The following is a 15,884-nucleotide window of genomic DNA, read 5'->3' on the forward strand; positions in this document are numbered from 1 at the left end:
GGGACCCCATGCGCACCCGCCACGTCTACCACGCGGTGGACTCCCACACCGAAGGCATGCCCACCCGCGTCATCACCGGCGGTTTCGGGATCATCCCCGGCGCCACGATGGCCGAGAGGCGGCTCCACTTCGCCGAGCACCTCGACCACGTCCGCACCCTCCTCATGTACGAGCCGCGCGGCCACGCCGCGATGAGCGGCGCGATCCTCCAGCCGCCCACCCGCCCCGACGCCGACTACGGCGTCCTCTACATCGAGGTGTCCGGCCTGCTGCCGATGTGCGGCCACGGCACCATCGGCGTCGCCACCGTCCTCGTCGAGACGGGCATGGTGCCGGTCGTCGAACCGGTCACCACCGTCCGCCTCGACACCCCGGCGGGGCTCGTCAGCGTCGACGTCCGCGTCGAGGACGGCCGGGCGTGCTCCGTCACCCTCACCAACGTCCCCGCCTTCTCCGTCGGACTCGACCTCAAGGCCGACGTGCCCGGGTACGGAACGGTCACCTACGACCTCGCGTACGGCGGGAACTTCTACGCCTTCGTGGACCTCGACGCCCTGGGCCTGCCGTTCGACCGCGCCCACAAGCAGGAGCTGCTCGCCGCCGGGCTCGCCGTCATGGACGCGGTCAACGCCGGCCCCGACCGGCCCGTCCACCCCGAGAACCCGGCCTTCGCGGGGGTCAAGCACGTCTATCTGACCGCCCCCGGCTCCGACGCGACCCGCTCGCGCCACGCCATGGCCATCCACCCCGGCTGGTTCGACCGCTCCCCGTGCGGCACGGGAACCAGCGCGCGCATGGCCCAGCTGCACGCCAGGGGGCTCCTCGCCCCGCACACCGACTTCGTCAACGAGTCCTTCATCGGGACCGAGTTCACCGGGCGGATCGTCGACGAGACGACCGTGGGCGGACGGCCCGCCGTCGTCCCGACCGTCACCGGCCGCGCCTGGATCACCGGCACCGCCCAGTACTTCCTCGACCCCGAGGACCCGTTCCCCGCCGGGTTCCTGCTCTGAGGCCCTTACCGGCGGTACCGGCGGCCGGAGAAACGTGACATTGTACGATGCTCCCCCGTGACTTCTCGGAGGACGCACGATGGGTGACCTGAAACAGTACGGCCTCGTCAGAGCGCAGGAACGGCTCCGCGACCAGGTCGGCCACGCCCTTCGCGCCGCCCTGATCGCCGGCGAACTGCGCCCCGGGCAGGTCTACTCGGCCCCCGGACTCGCGAGCGACCTCGGCGTCTCCGCGACCCCGGTCCGCGAGGCCATGCTCGACCTGGCCCGGGAGGGCCTGGTCGAGCCCGTCCGCAACAAGGGCTTCCGCATCACCGAGGTCAGCGAGCGGGACCTCGACCAGTACACCGAGCTGCGGACCCTCATCGAGGTCCCCACCATCGGCCGGGTCACCCGCAGGGCCACCCGGGAGCAGCTGGAGGAGCTGCGCCCGGTCGCCGAGGAGATCGTCTCCCGCGCGCGCGAGCACGACCTCATCGGCTACCTGGAGGCGGACCGCCGCTTCCACCTCGCGCTGCTCGCCCTCTCCGGGAACGAGCGGCTCGTCGAGACCGTCGGCGAGCTGCGCAAACGCTCCCGGCTCTACGGCCTGACCGGCCTCGACGAGGCCGGCAAGCTGGTCTCCTCCGCCGAGGAACACGTCGAACTCCTCGACCTGATGATCGCGGGGGACGCGCCCGGCGCCGAGGCGTGCATGAGACGTCACCTCGGCCATGTGCGTTCCCTGTGGGCGGACGCGGACGCGGACGCCGGTGACGCCTAGGCGCCCTCCGGCGGGACGATCTCCCGCTTGAGGACCTTCCCCGTCGGGCCCTTCGGCAGGGCGTCCGTGAGCCAGACCCGGCGCGGGTACTTGTACGGGGCGAGCCGCTCCCGCACATGGGCGCGCAGCTCGGCGGGGGAGACCCGGCTGCCGGGCCGCAGGACGACCGCGGCCGCGACCTCCTGTCCGTGCACCGGGTGCGGGACGCCGAGGACGGCGGCCTCCGCCACGCAGGGGTGGAGGTGGAGGACCTCCTCCACCTCCCTCGGGTACACGTTGAACCCGCACCGGATCACCACGTCCTTGAGCCGGTCGACCACCCGGAAGTCGCCCGTCGCGTCCCGGGTGCCGAGGTCGCCGGTGTGCAGCCACCCGTCCCGTACCGTCTCGGCGGTCGCCTCGGGGCGGCGCCAGTACCCCTTCATCACGTTGTGGCCGCGGATGACGAGCTCACCGACCTCGCCGTCCGGGACCTCCTTGCCGTCCCGGTCCACCACGCGCATCTCCACGCCCTCGACCGGGATGCCGATCGTCCCGGGGAAGCGCGGCCGGTCGATCCGGTTCACGCAGGCCAGCGGGGACGACTCGGACAGCCCGTACCCCTCCAGAACCGCGCAGTCGAACGCGGACTCGAAGCCGGTGAGCACCGCCACCGGGAGGGGCGAGCCGCCGCACAGGCAGACCCGCAGCGAGGAGACGTCGTGGAGCGCGCGGTCCGGGTGCCGAAGCAGCAGCCCGTACATCGTGGGGACGCCGAGGAAGACCGTGACCCGGTCCCGCGCGACGAGCGCCAGCGTGCCCGCCGGGTCGAAGCGGGCCATCAGGGTCAGACAGGCACCCACGGCCACCGCCGAGTTGAGCCCCATCACCTGCCCGAAGGAGTGGAACAGCGGCAGTCCGCCGAAGACCACGTCCGAGGGGCCGAGCCCCAGGACCCGCACGCCTTCGTCGACGTTGCGCCGGATGTTGCGGTGGGTGAGCTCGGCGCCCTTCGGTGCCCCGGTCGTGCCGGAGGTGTAGAGCACGACCGCCGTGTCCCGGGGGGTGCGGGATGCCGCTCGCACGCGCGCGTGCTCCGCCAACAGCAGCGTGAAGGTGTCCGGTTCGACCGCGAGGTGCGGGACGCCCGCGAGCCGGGCGCCCTCGGCGGCCTCCTCGCCGTCCCGGTGCCAGGCCAGGAGCAGCGCCGCCTCGGCGTCCGCCAGACAGTGGCGGACCTCGCCCGCGCGCAGCAGCGGGTTCAGCGGCACGACGATCGCGCCCGCGCGCAGGATGCCGTAGTACAGCACGGCGAACAGCGTGCTGTTCGGGAGCATCAGCGCGACCCGGTCGCCGGGCCCGACCCCGCGCGCGTGGAGCAGCGCGGCGGCCCGGTCGGCGAGCTCGTCGAGCACGCCGTACGTCAGCGTGTCGGAGCCGAGCCGCAGCGCGGCCCGTTCGGGGTGCGCGGCCGCGCTCCGGGCCAGGAGTGCGGGGACGGTGCCGTCGTCGACGCTCATCAGGGGTGCTCCTTCGGGGCCGTACGGTACGGAGGGGGCGGTACGGGACGGGGGACGGCGACCGCGGTCAGCACCAGGCCCTCGCGGACGAGCCAGCGACCGTGCAGCACGCGCGGGAGGGGGTACGGCCGCGCAGACGAGGTCGTGCCCGGATCGACCAGGAGCCGCGCCAGGAACCGGCCGGCGGCGCGCGGGTAAGGGCAGGGACACGGGTACACCTCGGCGTCCTCGAAGCCGAGCCGGCCGCCCCCGTACCCGCTCCAGGCCTTGTAGACGGACTCCTTGGCGCTGAACAGCAACCGGTCCCAGGCGATGTCCGGCCGCCGGGCGGCCAGTTCGCGCAGCCGCGGCTCCTCCGGACCGAACGCCACCGCCTCGCGGACCCCGGACGGCAGCGGCGCGTGCGGCTCGGCGTCGATGCCGAGGGCGAGGAAGCGGGCCGACCGCGCCACCGCCGCGCCCCGGTACCCCGCGCAGTGCGTGATGCTGCCGACGGTGCCCCCGGGCCACGCGGGCGCCCCGCGACGCCCCCGCAGGAGCGGGGCCGCCGCCACCCCGAGGGCGGCGAGCGCCCGGTGCGCGCAGAGCCGGGCGGCCGCGAACTCGCGCCGCCGGCCGGGCACGGCGCGTGCCATCAGGGCCTCCTCCTCGGGGAAGAGCCAGACGGGGGCGGACTCGTGGGTGTCTTCGGCCCAGCGCACCCGACCGGGCAGCAGCGCACCGAGAAGAGACACTCCCTCGCGCCGCGCGATCACGCCCGGACGCCCGACGGGGCCGGTCCTGCCGGGACCACCGGGAACTCCGCCCACGTCGCGATCCGTTCGACCAGGCCCCCGTTGTGCCGGATCCACCGGAAGTGGTCCAGCTGCCGCCCTCCGGCGTCCGAAGCCCGGTAGCTCCACCGCCGGACCCGCGCCGAAGGCAGCTTCGCGCACAGATGGTCCACCGCCCGGGGCGGCGCGAGCGCGTCGCCCTCGACGTCGACGGCGAGCACGGGCAGGTCCACGGCCCGCAGCGCCTCCTCGTAGTCGGCGACGGCGCCCCCGGCCCCGTACCGCCCGGTCCGCATCTGCCGGGCCCAGTCCCGCATCACGCCCACCGACTCGCGCCCGCCGAAGCCGAAGCGGTGGCCCGGCCAGTACCCGAGCAGCTCCGCGCCGGCCACGCACAGCAGGCTCCGTACGAGCCACCGCGCACCGGGCCGGGGATCCGCCCCCGTACCGAGCGCGCGCCACCAGGCCGAACCGCTCGCGACCAGCACGACCCCCGCGAGGCGCGGGCGGAACAGACCGCAGTGCACCAGGCCGAGCTGACCGCCGAGGCTGTGCCCCAGAAGCAGCCGCGGTGCCTCGGGGAACGCCCGCTCCACCGCGTCGAGGACGGCGCCGATGTCGTGCTCGACGAGCTCGCGGTAGCCGAACCGCACCCCGCGCGCCGGCACCGGGGTGCTCTCGCCGTGACCCCGCAGGTCCGTCGTCACCACGGTCGCTCCCCGCCGGTGCAGCGCCCGCGCCAGCGGGGTGTAGTGGCGGGCGGCGGTGCCCATCGCGGGCAGGACGACCACGACCGGGGCGGCCGGCTCGGGGCGGGCGTGGACGCGGACCACGAGCGTGGCGCCGTCCGGGGCGGTGAGCTCGGCCAGTACGGGGAAGGGGGACGTCTTCATGGGCCTTCAGGGTGTTCAGGGAGCTCGGGGTGCTCGGGGAGCTCGGGGTGCTCGGGGATCTCGGGGTGTTCGGGGCTCGCGTCCGGCAGGCTCCAGCCGATCACGCCCGCGCCCCACGTGACGCCCGCGCCGAACGCGGCCACCCCCAGCAGGCCCGTCGGGCCGAGGCGGCCCTCCCGCCAGGCCTGGTGGAGGGCGAGGGGGATGGAGGCGGAGGAGGTGTTGGCGACCCGGTCGACGTTGAGGTACAGCCGCTCCGGCGGGACGCCGAGCTCCTTGCCCACCGCCCGGACGATGCGCGCGTTCGCCTGGTGGGCGACGAACAGGTCGACGTCCTCGGTGGTCAGCTCCCGTCGCGCGAGGACGTCCCGCGCCGCCTCGCTCATCCTCTCCACGGCCTGGACGAAGATCTCGGGGCCGTCCATCCGGAGCTTCCGGTCGTACCGGTCGGCGTACAGGAGCGGGATCAGATCCCCGTCCGAACCCAGCCGGAACGCGGGCCCCACGGAGGGACCGGCGTCCACGTCCGCCACGACCACCGCCCCGGCGCCGTCGCCGAGCAGGACCGCCGTCGACCGGTCCTCGTGGTCGGTGATCCGGGTCAGCGCCTCGGCGCCGCAGACCAGGACGGTGCCGGCCCGGCCCGACTCGATCAGGGCGACGGCATGGTCCAGGGCGTACACGAACCCGGCGCAGGCCGCGTGCAGATCGAACGCGGCGGCCCGGTCCGCCCCGAGCCGGGCGGCCACCTCCACGGCGAGCCCCGGAGTGGTCCGGTCGGGGGTCGTGGTCGCCACGACGACGTGCCCCACCTCCCGCGCGGTGCGCCCCGCCTGGGCGAGGGCGGTACGGGAGGCGGCGAGCGCGAGGTCGGCGAGGTGGCCGTCCTCCGGCAGGAAATGACGCTGCCGGATCCCGGTCCGCTTCACGATCCACTCGTCGGAGGAGCCGATGGCGGCGAAGTGGCTGTTGGGCACGGCCCGTTCGGGCAGCGCGGAGCCGATGCCGACGATCGCCGCGGTCATGAGCGGTCTTCCTTCGGCGCGGACCGGATCCCGACGATCGCCGCGGTCATGAGCGGTCCTCCTTGGCGGCGCGGGGCGGGGCGCCGATGCCCGGGGGTTCGCCGACGGCGCCGACCCCCATGCGGACGGCGTGCATCCCGCCGTCCGCGTGCACGATCTCCCCGGTGACGGTGGCCGCCAGGTCCGAGAGCAGGAAGAGCACGGGGCCGACGAGCCGGGCCGGATCGGCGCGGCTCCAGCCGAGCGGCGCCTCCTGCTCCCAGCGGTCGGCGATCCGGTCGAAGGTGCTGATGGCCCGCCCGGCCACGGTCTCGACCGGGCCGGCGGCGACGAGGTTGACGCGGATGCCGGAGTGCCCCAGATAGAGCGCGAGGTAGCGGCAGACCGCGCCGAGCGTGGCCTTGCCGACCCCCATCCAGTCGTATCCCGGCCAGGCCCCGGACGAGTCGAAGTCGAGCCCGACGACACTGCCCCTGGCCGCGCCCGCGCCGCCGCCCTCACGCAGCAGCGGGGCGAGCGCGGTGGTCAGCGAGTGCAGCGAGAACGCCGCCGTGCGCAGGGCGAGCGTCGCGCTCTCGACCGGGGTGGTGAGGAAGTTGCCGCTGAGCGCGGACCGCGGGGCGGCGGCGATCGCGTGCAGGACGCCGTCGACCGCGCCCCAGCGGCGCTCCAGCTCCTTCGTGAGCGCGTCGAGGTCCTCGGGGCGCGTCACGTCGAGTTCGAGGACCTCGGCCGGGTACGGGAGCCCGGAGGCGGCCGCCTCCGTGATCCGGCGGGTCCGTCCGAAGCCCGTCAGCAGGACCTCCGCACCCGCCTCCTGGAGCGCCCGCGCCGTGTGCCAGGCGATCGAGTCGTCGTTGAGGACACCGGTCACGAGATAGCGGCGTCCCGAGAAGCCGAGCAGGTCGTGGACGCCGTGGGGGCGGTGGGTGGTGTCGTGGGGGCCGCGGTCGTCGTGGGGGCTGCGGTTGTCGTGGGGCTCGCGGGAGGCGCGCATCAGGACCGTCCTTCCACGGCCAGGACCAGGGCCGCGTTGTGTCCGCCGAAACCGAAGGAGGTGGAGAGCCCGACCAACCGGCCTCCACGCGTGCGCGTGGTGAGCTTCCTCGCCGTACGCACGAGGTCCAGCCGGCCGAGCGCCGGGTCCGGCCGGCTCAGCCCGGCCGTCGGCGGTGCGACGCCGTGCCGCAGCGCCTGGAGCGTGGCGACGGCCTCGACCGCGCCCGCCGCCCCGAAGAGGTGCCCGAGGGCGCCCTTGGAGGAGGAGAGGGGCAGCTCGGCGAGGACGTCGGCCCCGAGGGCCCGCCGCAGGGCCTCGCACTCCAGACGGTCGTTGAGGGCGGTGCCGGTGCCGTGCGCGTTCACGTACGCCAGCTCGCCGGGCGCCACCGCGGCCTCCCGCAGGGCGAGCGCGACCGCCCGGCCCGCGGGCCCGCCGCCGGGATCGGGCGCGGTGACGTGGTGGGCGTCGGAGGTCGCCCCGTACCCCCGTACGACTCCGAGGACCTCGGCCCCGCGCCGGGCGGCACCCTCCGCCGTCTCCAGGACGAGGATCCCGGCACCCTCGCCGATCACGAAGCCGTCGCGGTCCCGGTCGAAGGGACGGGCGGAACCGCTCGGGGAGAGCGCGCCGGCGTTGGCGAAGGCGGCCGCCACCAGGTCCGAGGAGGCGGCCTCCGCGCCGCCCACGACGACGGCGTCGGCCGCCCCGGCGGCCAGCAGCCGCATCCCCGCGCCCACGGCCTGCGCCCCGCTGCTGCACGCGGAGGCGACGCAGAGGCTCTCGCCGTGGAAACCGTGCCGCATGGAGAGGTGGGCGGCGGCCGCGTTGGCCATCATCTGCGGGACCATCAGCGGCGACACGAGGTCCGCGCCCTCCCTCTCGTACACCTCCCGCTGCGCCTCGAAGGACGACGTCCCGCCGAGGCCGCAGCCGATGACGCAGGCGACGCGCTCGGCCGGCCAGACCTGTCCGCCGGCCCCGTGCCCGGCCTGCGTCAGGGCCTCCTCGGCCGCCACCAGGGCCAGCTGCGTGAATCGGTCGGTGCGGCGCACCAGGTTCCGCGGCAGGTGGTCGGCGGCGGTGAAGTCCGCCTGCCGGACGGCCGGATGGCTGCCGGAGGCCGGGGCCGCCGCGTCCCCGGCGACGGCGCGCTCGTGGAGCACACCGGCGCCGACGCCGAACGGGGTGACCGCGCCGAAGCCCGTGACGACGACCTCACGGGCCCGCCGAGGATCACTCAACTCCGGCCTTCTCGTAGCACAGTTCGAGGATCTGGCCGACGGTGTCGATGCCGTCGAAGTCCTTCGTGCGGACCGGTACGCCGAGGTCCCGCTTGACCGACTGCGCGAGCTCGACCATGTCGAGCGAGTCGATCTCCAGGTCGTCGAGCGCGGCCGCGGGCAGGACGTCGGCGGCGTCGACGCCGAGCTCGACGAGGGCGTCGGTGATGAACTGCTCGATGGTGGCGCGGTCCAGGGTCTCGGACATGACTCTCCCGTGCGGTGTGCGGACGGCCGGATGAGGGGATCCGGGTGAGGGAACCGGATGAGGGAACCGGGTGAGGGGATGCGGTGCGATCAGGAGGTGAGCTTCGAGGCGTGGTACGGGGACCAGTACCACTGGCGCCAGTAGCTCTCCGCGATGTCCACCCACTCCTCCAGGCGTGCGGCGCTGTCCAGGAAGCGGGAGGCGCTGACCACCAGCCAGCTGTAGACGGCCTGGCTGTCGCGGCAGCCGCCGCACTCCCCGGACGTGCAGCAGAACTGCAGCGACTCGTAGTCGGCGCCCCAGGCGGCGAAGCCCGGGATCACCGGATTGCCGTTGGCCACCCGCTCCTCGTGGTCGGGGTGGTCGACGCTGAGGCTCGGGCAGACGTCGTACCCGAAGCGCGCGCCCCAGTGGCTGGTGCCGGTGATGAGGCTGCGGATGAAGTACGGGTGGCTGACCACGGCCTCGGGGTACGCCTCCTTGACCCGCAGGGCCTCGTCGAGGACGCGACGCTCGTTCTCGATCCGCAGCGGGTTGTCGGTGCCGTGCTCGCTGTAGAAGTTGAAGGTGACGATGTTGCCGTTCTCGGCGATCTTGCGGACGGTCGGTTCGAGGTACGGCAGCCCGTCCTCGGAGAGGGCGAAGATGAACAGGACCCGCGGATCGTCCTTGTAGTGCGAGAGCGCCGTGTCGAACAGGCCGGTGAACTTGGAGCCGTTGACCCGGATGGCGCGCAGGTCGTCGTCGAGCGGCCCGCCGCCGAAGATGCTGACGGCCACGGCGATGTGCTCGAAGCCCTGCACGGGCATCGGACGCAGACCGTTGGTCGAGATCGTGATGTACGGCAGCTCCTCGACGAACGCCTCCACCCGGCGCAGCACCAGGGTCGGCTCACCGCCGATCAGGGTGGCCTGATTGACCCCCTCGTCCTTCAGCCGGCGGGCGAAGGCGCGGATCCTGTCGACGTCGGACAGCTCCCGTACGGCGGTGTCGAAGCCGCCCTCGAAGTACCAGCAGCCCTTGCAGCGGATGTTGCAGGTGTTGGTGAGGTGGACCTCGCACGAGCGCACCTCCCGGCCGAGTCGGCGCAGCCGGTGCAGGCGCTCGGCGAGGTCGGGGCGTTCGGCCAGGAGGGCGGCGGTGCGCTCCTTCGCCTCGCGGCGGCCGAGCGGGCGCGGGGTGATGGTCAGGGGGGTGGCCATGGGGGTGCGGACTCCTCCGTCGGACTGCTGCTCGGCGTACGGGGGCTGCTCGGGGGCGGGGCTGCTCGGGGCCGGGCTGCTCGGGGACCGGGCGTCGGCGGCCGGGCTACTTGGGGACCGGGCTACTCGGGGACCTTCAGGCCGAGGTTCTCGATCCGCGGGGTGACCTTCGCCCGCCAGAGGTCGCGCGCTTCTCCGTTGGTGGTCTGCCGGAGGCCGAAACGGACCGCGAGCTTCGACCGCTCCGAACGCGAGCTCCCGAAGATCCGGTTGAATCCGGGCCACAACCGGTCGAGACCCTGCTGGAGTTCCTCACGGCCCTCCTCGGTGCGGGCGAGATTCCGGCAGACACGCGCACCGTGCGCGATGTGCACCTTCTCGTCGAGAATGATCGTGCGCACCGCCTCGGCCCAGGGCTTGTAACTGCTCTGCGCGAATTCCGAGATCATCACCATCGCGGTCTCCTCGCCGATGTACGAGAAGATTCCGCGCTCCGCCCAGGTGGTGCACGTGTGGAACTCGTGGCCGGCGAAGAGATCACGGTCGACGAGCCGCTGCTGCTCCATGTATCCGGTGTCCACGCCGATGTCGGCCAGGACCCTTTTTCCGATCTTGTAGTGGTCGTACTCCTCGACGGCGCGCTCGGCGCACACCTGCCGTTCCTCGGCGTTCGGCGCGAGCGGCAGGAACACCTGGATGTAGTCGTCGGCACCGGACAGTTCGCCCTCGGTGTTGACGATCATTCCCCGGACGGCGATCTCGCGGTAGTCCTCGGGCATGGCGAGGAATTCCTCGGGGGTGCGGACGACGACTGCCTCGTCGACGGGAACGGAAGATGCCATGGTGATCCACTCGCCTCGCTCGTTCGACTTCGACCCGAAAGACCGCCGCCCTCGCGGCGGAGACCGCGGACATCGCGCTGAAACCGCGGACATCGCGCTGGAGACCGCGGACATCGCGGTGGTGGAGCGGTCGAACGCTATCCACGGCGCAGCCGGTCCATCAATGAGACCGAGGACCGGAATGGCCGATTTCCCCGAGTCGTTCACGACGTACGGAGAACCCGATCAAGAACGGCTCGCGGCGCGTCGGACAAGACGGCGGAAGATCGACCCGGTCTTCCTCTCCGGCGTCGACCAGCGAGAAAGGCGGGAGGAGGGCAATCCTCCGAATTCGCCTCCCGCGGCCGGATTTCCACGGCCCGCAGAGTGGCCGGATCAGACCCGAATCAGGCCTGGAATTCACCTTGCGAGGGCCCCGAAGAGTGTCAACTCGGCCACGCCCGGCGGGAATCGAACGACCTGGACACCGTCTTGAATCTCTATATGCTGGCGCCATGCTTTCTGCCGCCTCCGCGCCCGCGAACGCCACCCCCTCCCCTTCCTCCACCCCCTCCGTGCCCGCGCCGGCCACCGCCTCCCGGCTGGCCGACGTCGGCTCGTCGCCGGTACGGGAGATCCTGGCGCTCACGGCACGGCCCGAGGTGATCTCGTTCGCCGGGGGCCTGCCCGCCCCCGAGCTGTTCGACATCGCCGGGATCCACGCGGCGTACGACCGGGTCCTCACGGAGAACCCGCAGGCGGCCCTCCAGTACTCGACGACCGAGGGCGACCCGGAACTGCGCACGGCCATCGCCGCCCGGCTCACCGCGCGCGAACTGCCCACGGACGCCGACGACCTGCTCGTCACCACCGGCTCGCAGCAGGCGCTCACGCTCCTCACCACCGCCCTGGTCGAACCGGGCAGCGTGGTCCTCGTCGAGGACCCCTGCTACCTCGCCGCGCTGCAGACCTTCGGCTTCGCCGGCGCCCGCGTCGTCCCGGTGCCCACCGACGACCAGGGCATCCTCCCGGAGGCCCTGGAGGAGATCGCGGCCCGCGAGAAGGCCACCCTCCTCTACATCGTCCCCACCTTCCAGAACCCCACGGGCCGCACCCTCCCCGCCGAGCGCCGCCACGCCGTCGCCGAGGCCGCCGCGCGGCACGGGTTCTGGATCGTCGAGGACGACCCGTACGGCGAACTGCGCTACGACGGCGAGCGCGTCCCCGCCATCGCCGCCGACCCCGTGGCGGCCGACCGCACCGTCCTGCTCGGCTCCTTCTCCAAGGTGATGGCCCCCGGTCTCCGGCTCGGCTTCCTGCGCGCCCCCGCCGGGCTGCGTCGCGCCTGCGTGATCGCCAAGCAGGCCGCCGACCTGCACACCTCGACCATCGACCAGGCCGCGGCCGCGCGCTATCTGCGCGACAGCGACCTCGACGCGCACGTCGCGGTGATGCGCGCCGCCTACCAGGAGCGCCGGGACGCGATGCTCGAAGGCCTGCCGGCCGCGCTGCCCGAGGGCAGCCGCTGGAACAGGCCGGAGGGCGGCATGTTCATCTGGGTGACCCTCCCCGCCGGCCACGACGCGACGGCCCTCCTGAAGACCGCCGTGAGTCACGAGGTGGCGTACGTGCCGGGGGCGCCGTTCTTCTGCGGCGAACCCGACCCGGGCGCGATGCGGCTGTCGTTCACCACGCACTCGGCCGACGAGATCAGGGAAGGGCTCCGCCGGCTGGCGAAGAGCTTCGTCCGATGAAGGGCGCCGGGGGGCCGACAGCAGAGGCGGCTTCCTTCTCCTCGGAGGCCTCCGGCACGATGTCGCCGGACGAGCTCAACGCGCTCGTCCAGCGGCAGTTCCCGGACTACGCGGCCTGCCGGGTCACCGACGCGAGCGGGACCCACCTGCTCATGGAGGCGGACGGGACCCGGCTCCGCACCCGGCCCGGCGGCACGATCTCCGGCCCCGAACAGGCCGGTCTCGTCGACCTCGCCGCCTTCCTCCTGATCAACGCCCGGCTCGGCCGCTCCACCCCGATGGCGCTCACCACCTCGCTCCAGATCAGCTACCTCAACCGCCCCCGGCCCGGACTGCTCCGCACCCACGCGCGCATGGCCAAGTTCGGCCGCCGCCTCTGCGTGGTCCTCGCCGAACTCAGCGACGAGGCAGGCGATCTGGCGGCCTCCGCCACCGTGACGTACTCCGTCCCACCGGCTGACGCGGGCCGCCTGACGGGCTGACGTGGGCTGCCTGACGGGCTGACGCGAGCCGCCGGGCCGGCTGACATGGGTCGCTCGCCGCCGCCACCTGGGCCATCACCTCGTGTCGTTGTTGGGCCGAACGGGTGAGGAGCGGGAGGATGGGGCCATGAGTAGGTACGAGAGGTACGACGTCACCGACGAGCAGTGGGAGGGCCTCGCCCAGGTCGTGCCCCTGCGCGGCCGTGACGAATGGCCGTCCAGGGTCGACCACCGCACGATCCCCGAGCAGTACGAATCCGCCGAGCAGCGCCGTATGGTCGTGCTCCGCGTGCAGGTCTTCGCCGACGCCCGCGAGGTCGCCGAGTACCTCATCGCCCAGATCCCGGTGCTCCTCGATCTGACGAGCGCCGACACCGAGGTCGCCAAGCGGATCCTCGACTTCAGCAGCGGCGTGGTCTTCGGCCTCGGCAGCGGGATGCACCGGGTCGACCGGAACGTCTTCCTGCTGGCCCCGGCCGGCACGGAGGTCGAGGGCGCGGAGGGCGAGGACGAGGAGGACGTCGTGGGCCGCCGGACCGCCGGCGTCCCCCGATCGTAGGAAGGTCATCTCGCCGTAACGGTTCGTCAGGGAATGATCTGCGTACGGTCCGGGCATGGACCTCACCGGCGGCTCCACGCTCGCCCGCACGTCAGACAACCCCTCCTCCGACGTCGTTCCTTCCTCGGCTCGCTCCGCACCCGTCGGTGCCGGCTCTGCCGGTACTGACGCTGCCACCACTCCCTCCGGCGGTGCTTCCGCCGTCGACGCCTCGCCTGCCGGCTCCTCTTCCGCCGGCTCCTCGTCCGTGACGCCTGCTCCCGGTGCCGGCGCTTCCGGTGCCGGTGCTTTCGGACCGCGCGGCTCCGGTCGCGGCGCTTCCGGGCCCCGTGCCTCCGTCCCGGAGGCGCGGAGGCCGGTCGCGGAGGCGGCCCGGGGCGGCGGGCCGCGTACCGCCCGGCCCGCCGTCACCGAGCTGCGGCTGTCGGCGTTCGCGGGGCACCGCGCCGCCGCGCACACGCTCGGACCGGTCACCCTGTTCACCGGGCCCAGCGGCAGCGGCAAGTCCACCACCCTCCGGGCGTACGAGGCGCTGGCCAGGCTCGGCGCGGGCGACACGCTCGACGAGGTGTTCCCCGACGCCGCCGACTGCGTTCCCGAGCGCGCCCGGCCCGACGATCAGGGCAGGCGCGGCTTCCGGATCGGCTGCACGGTCGACGGACCCGAAGGCCCCGTCCACCTGGACCTCGCCGTGCAGGCCGAGCCCCGGCTCCGGATCGTCGGCGAACGGCTCACCGGCCGGGGCCGCACCCTGCTCGCCACCGCGCTCCGCGACCCCGGCCGGAGCGCCGTGCAGGCCGAGTGGCACACGGCGGGCACCACCCCCGTCACCCGGGCCCCGTTCCCCGACGACCTCCTCGGCACGGCGCTGCTGCCCCTGCGGGTCGCGGGCAAGACCCAGGGGCAGCGGGAGGTCCTGGCCGCCGCCGAGCAGGTGGTCATCGGACTGCGGTCGGCCTTCGCCTGCGACCCCCGGCCCGACGGGATGCGGGCCCCCGTGCCGCCCGGCGAGGGGCGGCTGCGGCGCGACTGCGGCAACCTCGCCGAGGTCCTGCACCGCACCCACACGGAATGTCCGCGCCGCCACCACCGCCTCGCGGCCGTCGCCGGAGCGGGCTGCAGGGGACCCGTCACCGGTGTCGGCGTACAGGAACTCCCGGAGGGGATCGTCCGTGCGGTCCTCGAGCGCGGCGGCCGGCCCGCGACGCCGCTCGACCGCCTCGGCGACGGCGAACTCCGCTATCTGGCCCTTGCGCTCACCCTGCTCACCGGCCCCGGAGTGCTGGAGATGGACCGGATCGCCGAGGTCCCGGACGCCATGCAGAGCCTGACGCTGCTCACGGACGGCCTGGACCGGGGGCTCGACGGGAGGCAGGTGGGCGAACTGCTGCGGCTCGCCACGGGCATCGCCGCCGACGGTCACATCCGGGTGGCGGGCACGCTCGGCGAACCGGCGGCGGAGGAGGCGCGCAGGACGCCCGGGGTGACGGTGGTAGACCTGAGCGGGTGACGGACGACGACATGAGGGGCGGTGGCCCGGTGGGCCACGACGTGGCGGGGCTGCAGCGCAGGCTGGCCGAGTTCGCGGCGGCGCGGGACTGGCAGCCCTACCACACGCCCAAGAACCTGGTGGCGGCCCTCAGCGTGGAGGCGGCCGAACTCCTGGAGATCTTCCAGTGGTTGACGCCCGAGCAGGCGGAGCGGGTGATGGACGACCCGGAGTCGGCGCACCGGGTCGCCGACGAGGTGGCGGACGTGCTCGCCTACCTCCTCCAGTTCTGCCAGGTGCTCGGGGTCGATCCGCTGGAGGCCCTCGCGGCCAAGATCGATCGGAACGAGGTCCGATTTCCCGTCCGGAGGCGGGACGGAGGGGGTGAAGGCGGCGCAGCGGAGGAAGATCGTCACTCTTCGGAGTGATCGACTTTTCCCCGTCAGGCTTCCTGTCCACAGATTTCCGAATTCCTCTGGTGCCGGGGCTCAGTCGGCCTCACTCTGGGTAGTGGAGTGAGTGGGCAGTAAGTCGTACGAACGGGGGCGGCGTTGATGGAAGCGGAGCGACTCATCGCGCTCGGCCGGCACGCACTGGCGGAGAGCGGGACGGCGCAGGACATCGTGGCGGAGGCCTGGCAGGCCCAGGCGCTCGCCCAGGCGATAGGAAGTCACCTCGCGCTCTGCGGACCGATGGAGCTGCGGGGCGAGGCGCGGGGACTGAGTGAGATCGGGGAGTACCCGAGCTGGGGCGCCGGTGGGCCGCGTGCGGCCCAGCTCACCGAAGTGGCGGACCCGAGCGGGGCGTTGACCGCGCTCGGGGAGCTGCTCGGGGAGGTGGGGATCGCGCTGGTGGGAGTGGCCTGCGCCACCGACGAGGAGGGGCTCTACTGGCAGTGCATCGAGGCCATCGACGCCGCCGACGAGTCGAGCGACCGGGTGCGCGGGATGCTGCGGCGCCTCGCCGTGCGGGACGGGGAGCGCGCCCGCCCGCCCGACCCCGCCCGAGGCCGAGCGGGCCCGGGGCGGGGCCCGTCGTGGTAGGGGTGCGCGGGGTGTTGCACGCTGTGGCGGTACGGAGCGGGGCCCTGGCGCTCGGGTCGGTGCTGTGGGTGACCGTG

At 73.6% G+C, this 15,884-nt stretch carries 17 protein-coding genes; 8 read left to right on the forward strand and 9 right to left on the reverse strand.

The features are described 5' to 3' along the window. The first annotated feature begins 8 nt into the window (after positions 1 to 8). Both AB5J54_RS29950 and AB5J54_RS29955 read left to right on the forward strand, forming a co-directional pair. On the forward strand, positions 9 to 1,013 hold the full coding sequence (locus AB5J54_RS29950) for a proline racemase family protein (protein WP_369147009.1): 1,005 nt from the start codon (positions 9 to 11) through the stop codon (positions 1,011 to 1,013). 79 nt (positions 1,014 to 1,092) lie between these two features. Further along, the gene (locus AB5J54_RS29955; protein WP_369147010.1) at positions 1,093 to 1,776 is read left to right on the forward strand and encodes a GntR family transcriptional regulator; all 684 of its coding nucleotides are present in this window, start codon (positions 1,093 to 1,095) and stop codon (positions 1,774 to 1,776) included. Here AB5J54_RS29955 and AB5J54_RS29960 read toward each other — a convergent pair. The 9 genes from AB5J54_RS29960 to AB5J54_RS30000 form a co-directional block, all read right to left on the reverse strand. Continuing rightward, positions 1,773 to 3,275, reverse strand: a complete 1,503-nt coding sequence (locus tag AB5J54_RS29960; protein WP_369147011.1) for a long-chain fatty acid--CoA ligase — start codon at positions 3,273 to 3,275, stop codon at positions 1,773 to 1,775. The genes AB5J54_RS29955 and AB5J54_RS29960 overlap by 4 nt on opposite strands. Continuing rightward, on the reverse strand, positions 3,275 to 4,009 hold the full coding sequence (locus AB5J54_RS29965) for a 4'-phosphopantetheinyl transferase (RefSeq protein ID WP_369147012.1): 735 nt from the start codon (positions 4,007 to 4,009) through the stop codon (positions 3,275 to 3,277). Before AB5J54_RS29965 ends, AB5J54_RS29960 begins: the two co-directional genes overlap by 1 nt. A 17-nt stretch (positions 4,010 to 4,026) precedes the next feature. Beyond that, positions 4,027 to 4,941 carry an alpha/beta fold hydrolase gene (locus AB5J54_RS29970; protein ID WP_369147013.1) on the reverse strand — a complete coding sequence of 305 codons (915 nt, stop codon included), beginning with the start codon at positions 4,939 to 4,941 and terminating at the stop codon, positions 4,027 to 4,029. Continuing rightward, entirely contained in the window at positions 4,938 to 5,966 is a 1,029-nt protein-coding gene (locus AB5J54_RS29975; RefSeq protein WP_369147014.1) for a 3-oxoacyl-ACP synthase III family protein, read from the reverse strand. Before AB5J54_RS29975 ends, AB5J54_RS29970 begins: the two co-directional genes overlap by 4 nt. A 46-nt stretch (positions 5,967 to 6,012) precedes the next feature. Next, on the reverse strand, positions 6,013 to 6,870 hold the full coding sequence (gene fabI, locus AB5J54_RS29980; RefSeq protein WP_369149499.1) for an enoyl-ACP reductase FabI: 858 nt from the start codon (positions 6,868 to 6,870) through the stop codon (positions 6,013 to 6,015). Between the two features lie 92 nt (positions 6,871 to 6,962). Then, positions 6,963 to 8,210 carry a beta-ketoacyl synthase gene (locus AB5J54_RS29985; protein ID WP_369147015.1) on the reverse strand — a complete coding sequence of 416 codons (1,248 nt, stop codon included), beginning with the start codon at positions 8,208 to 8,210 and terminating at the stop codon, positions 6,963 to 6,965. Further along, entirely contained in the window at positions 8,203 to 8,457 is a 255-nt protein-coding gene (locus AB5J54_RS29990) for an acyl carrier protein (RefSeq protein WP_369147016.1), read from the reverse strand. Before AB5J54_RS29990 ends, AB5J54_RS29985 begins: the two co-directional genes overlap by 8 nt. Positions 8,458 to 8,546: 89 nt before the next feature. After that, on the reverse strand, positions 8,547 to 9,659 hold the full coding sequence (locus tag AB5J54_RS29995; protein WP_369147017.1) for a radical SAM protein: 1,113 nt from the start codon (positions 9,657 to 9,659) through the stop codon (positions 8,547 to 8,549). 122 nt (positions 9,660 to 9,781) lie between these two features. Further along, a complete protein-coding gene (locus AB5J54_RS30000) occupies positions 9,782 to 10,501 on the reverse strand; it encodes a Phenylacetic acid catabolic protein (protein ID WP_369147018.1) in 720 nt (239 codons plus the stop codon). 494 nt (positions 10,502 to 10,995) lie between these two features. Between AB5J54_RS30000 and AB5J54_RS30005 the strand changes: the two genes are divergently transcribed. The 6 genes from AB5J54_RS30005 to AB5J54_RS30030 all read left to right on the forward strand — a co-directional run bounded on the left by AB5J54_RS30005 (position 10,996) and on the right by AB5J54_RS30030 (position 15,807). Next, positions 10,996 to 12,234: a PLP-dependent aminotransferase family protein gene (locus AB5J54_RS30005; protein ID WP_369147019.1), complete on the forward strand. Its 1,239-nt coding sequence runs from the start codon at positions 10,996 to 10,998 to the stop codon at positions 12,232 to 12,234. Then, positions 12,231 to 12,716, forward strand: a complete 486-nt coding sequence (locus AB5J54_RS30010) for a PaaI family thioesterase (RefSeq protein ID WP_369147020.1) — start codon at positions 12,231 to 12,233, stop codon at positions 12,714 to 12,716. The genes AB5J54_RS30005 and AB5J54_RS30010 overlap by 4 nt, the downstream gene beginning before the upstream one ends. Positions 12,717 to 12,843: 127 nt before the next feature. Continuing rightward, on the forward strand, positions 12,844 to 13,275 hold the full coding sequence (locus tag AB5J54_RS30015; RefSeq protein ID WP_369147021.1) for a cell division protein SepF: 432 nt from the start codon (positions 12,844 to 12,846) through the stop codon (positions 13,273 to 13,275). 415 nt (positions 13,276 to 13,690) lie between these two features. Further along, positions 13,691 to 14,785 carry an ATP-binding protein gene (locus tag AB5J54_RS30020; RefSeq protein ID WP_369149500.1) on the forward strand — a complete coding sequence of 365 codons (1,095 nt, stop codon included), beginning with the start codon at positions 13,691 to 13,693 and terminating at the stop codon, positions 14,783 to 14,785. Positions 14,786 to 14,796: 11 nt separating this feature from the next. After that, complete coding sequence (locus tag AB5J54_RS30025; RefSeq protein ID WP_369149502.1) at positions 14,797 to 15,192, forward strand: nucleotide pyrophosphohydrolase; 396 nt, start codon at positions 14,797 to 14,799, stop codon at positions 15,190 to 15,192. A gap of 126 nt (positions 15,193 to 15,318) precedes the next feature. Beyond that, positions 15,319 to 15,807, forward strand: coding sequence for a DUF6099 family protein (locus AB5J54_RS30030; RefSeq protein WP_369147022.1), 489 nt, complete (start codon positions 15,319 to 15,321; stop codon positions 15,805 to 15,807). The last annotated feature ends 77 nt before the right edge of the window (positions 15,808 to 15,884 follow it).

The sequence above is a fragment of the Streptomyces sp. R44 genome (assembly GCF_041053105.1).
Lineage (GTDB): Bacteria > Actinomycetota > Actinomycetes > Streptomycetales > Streptomycetaceae > Streptomyces.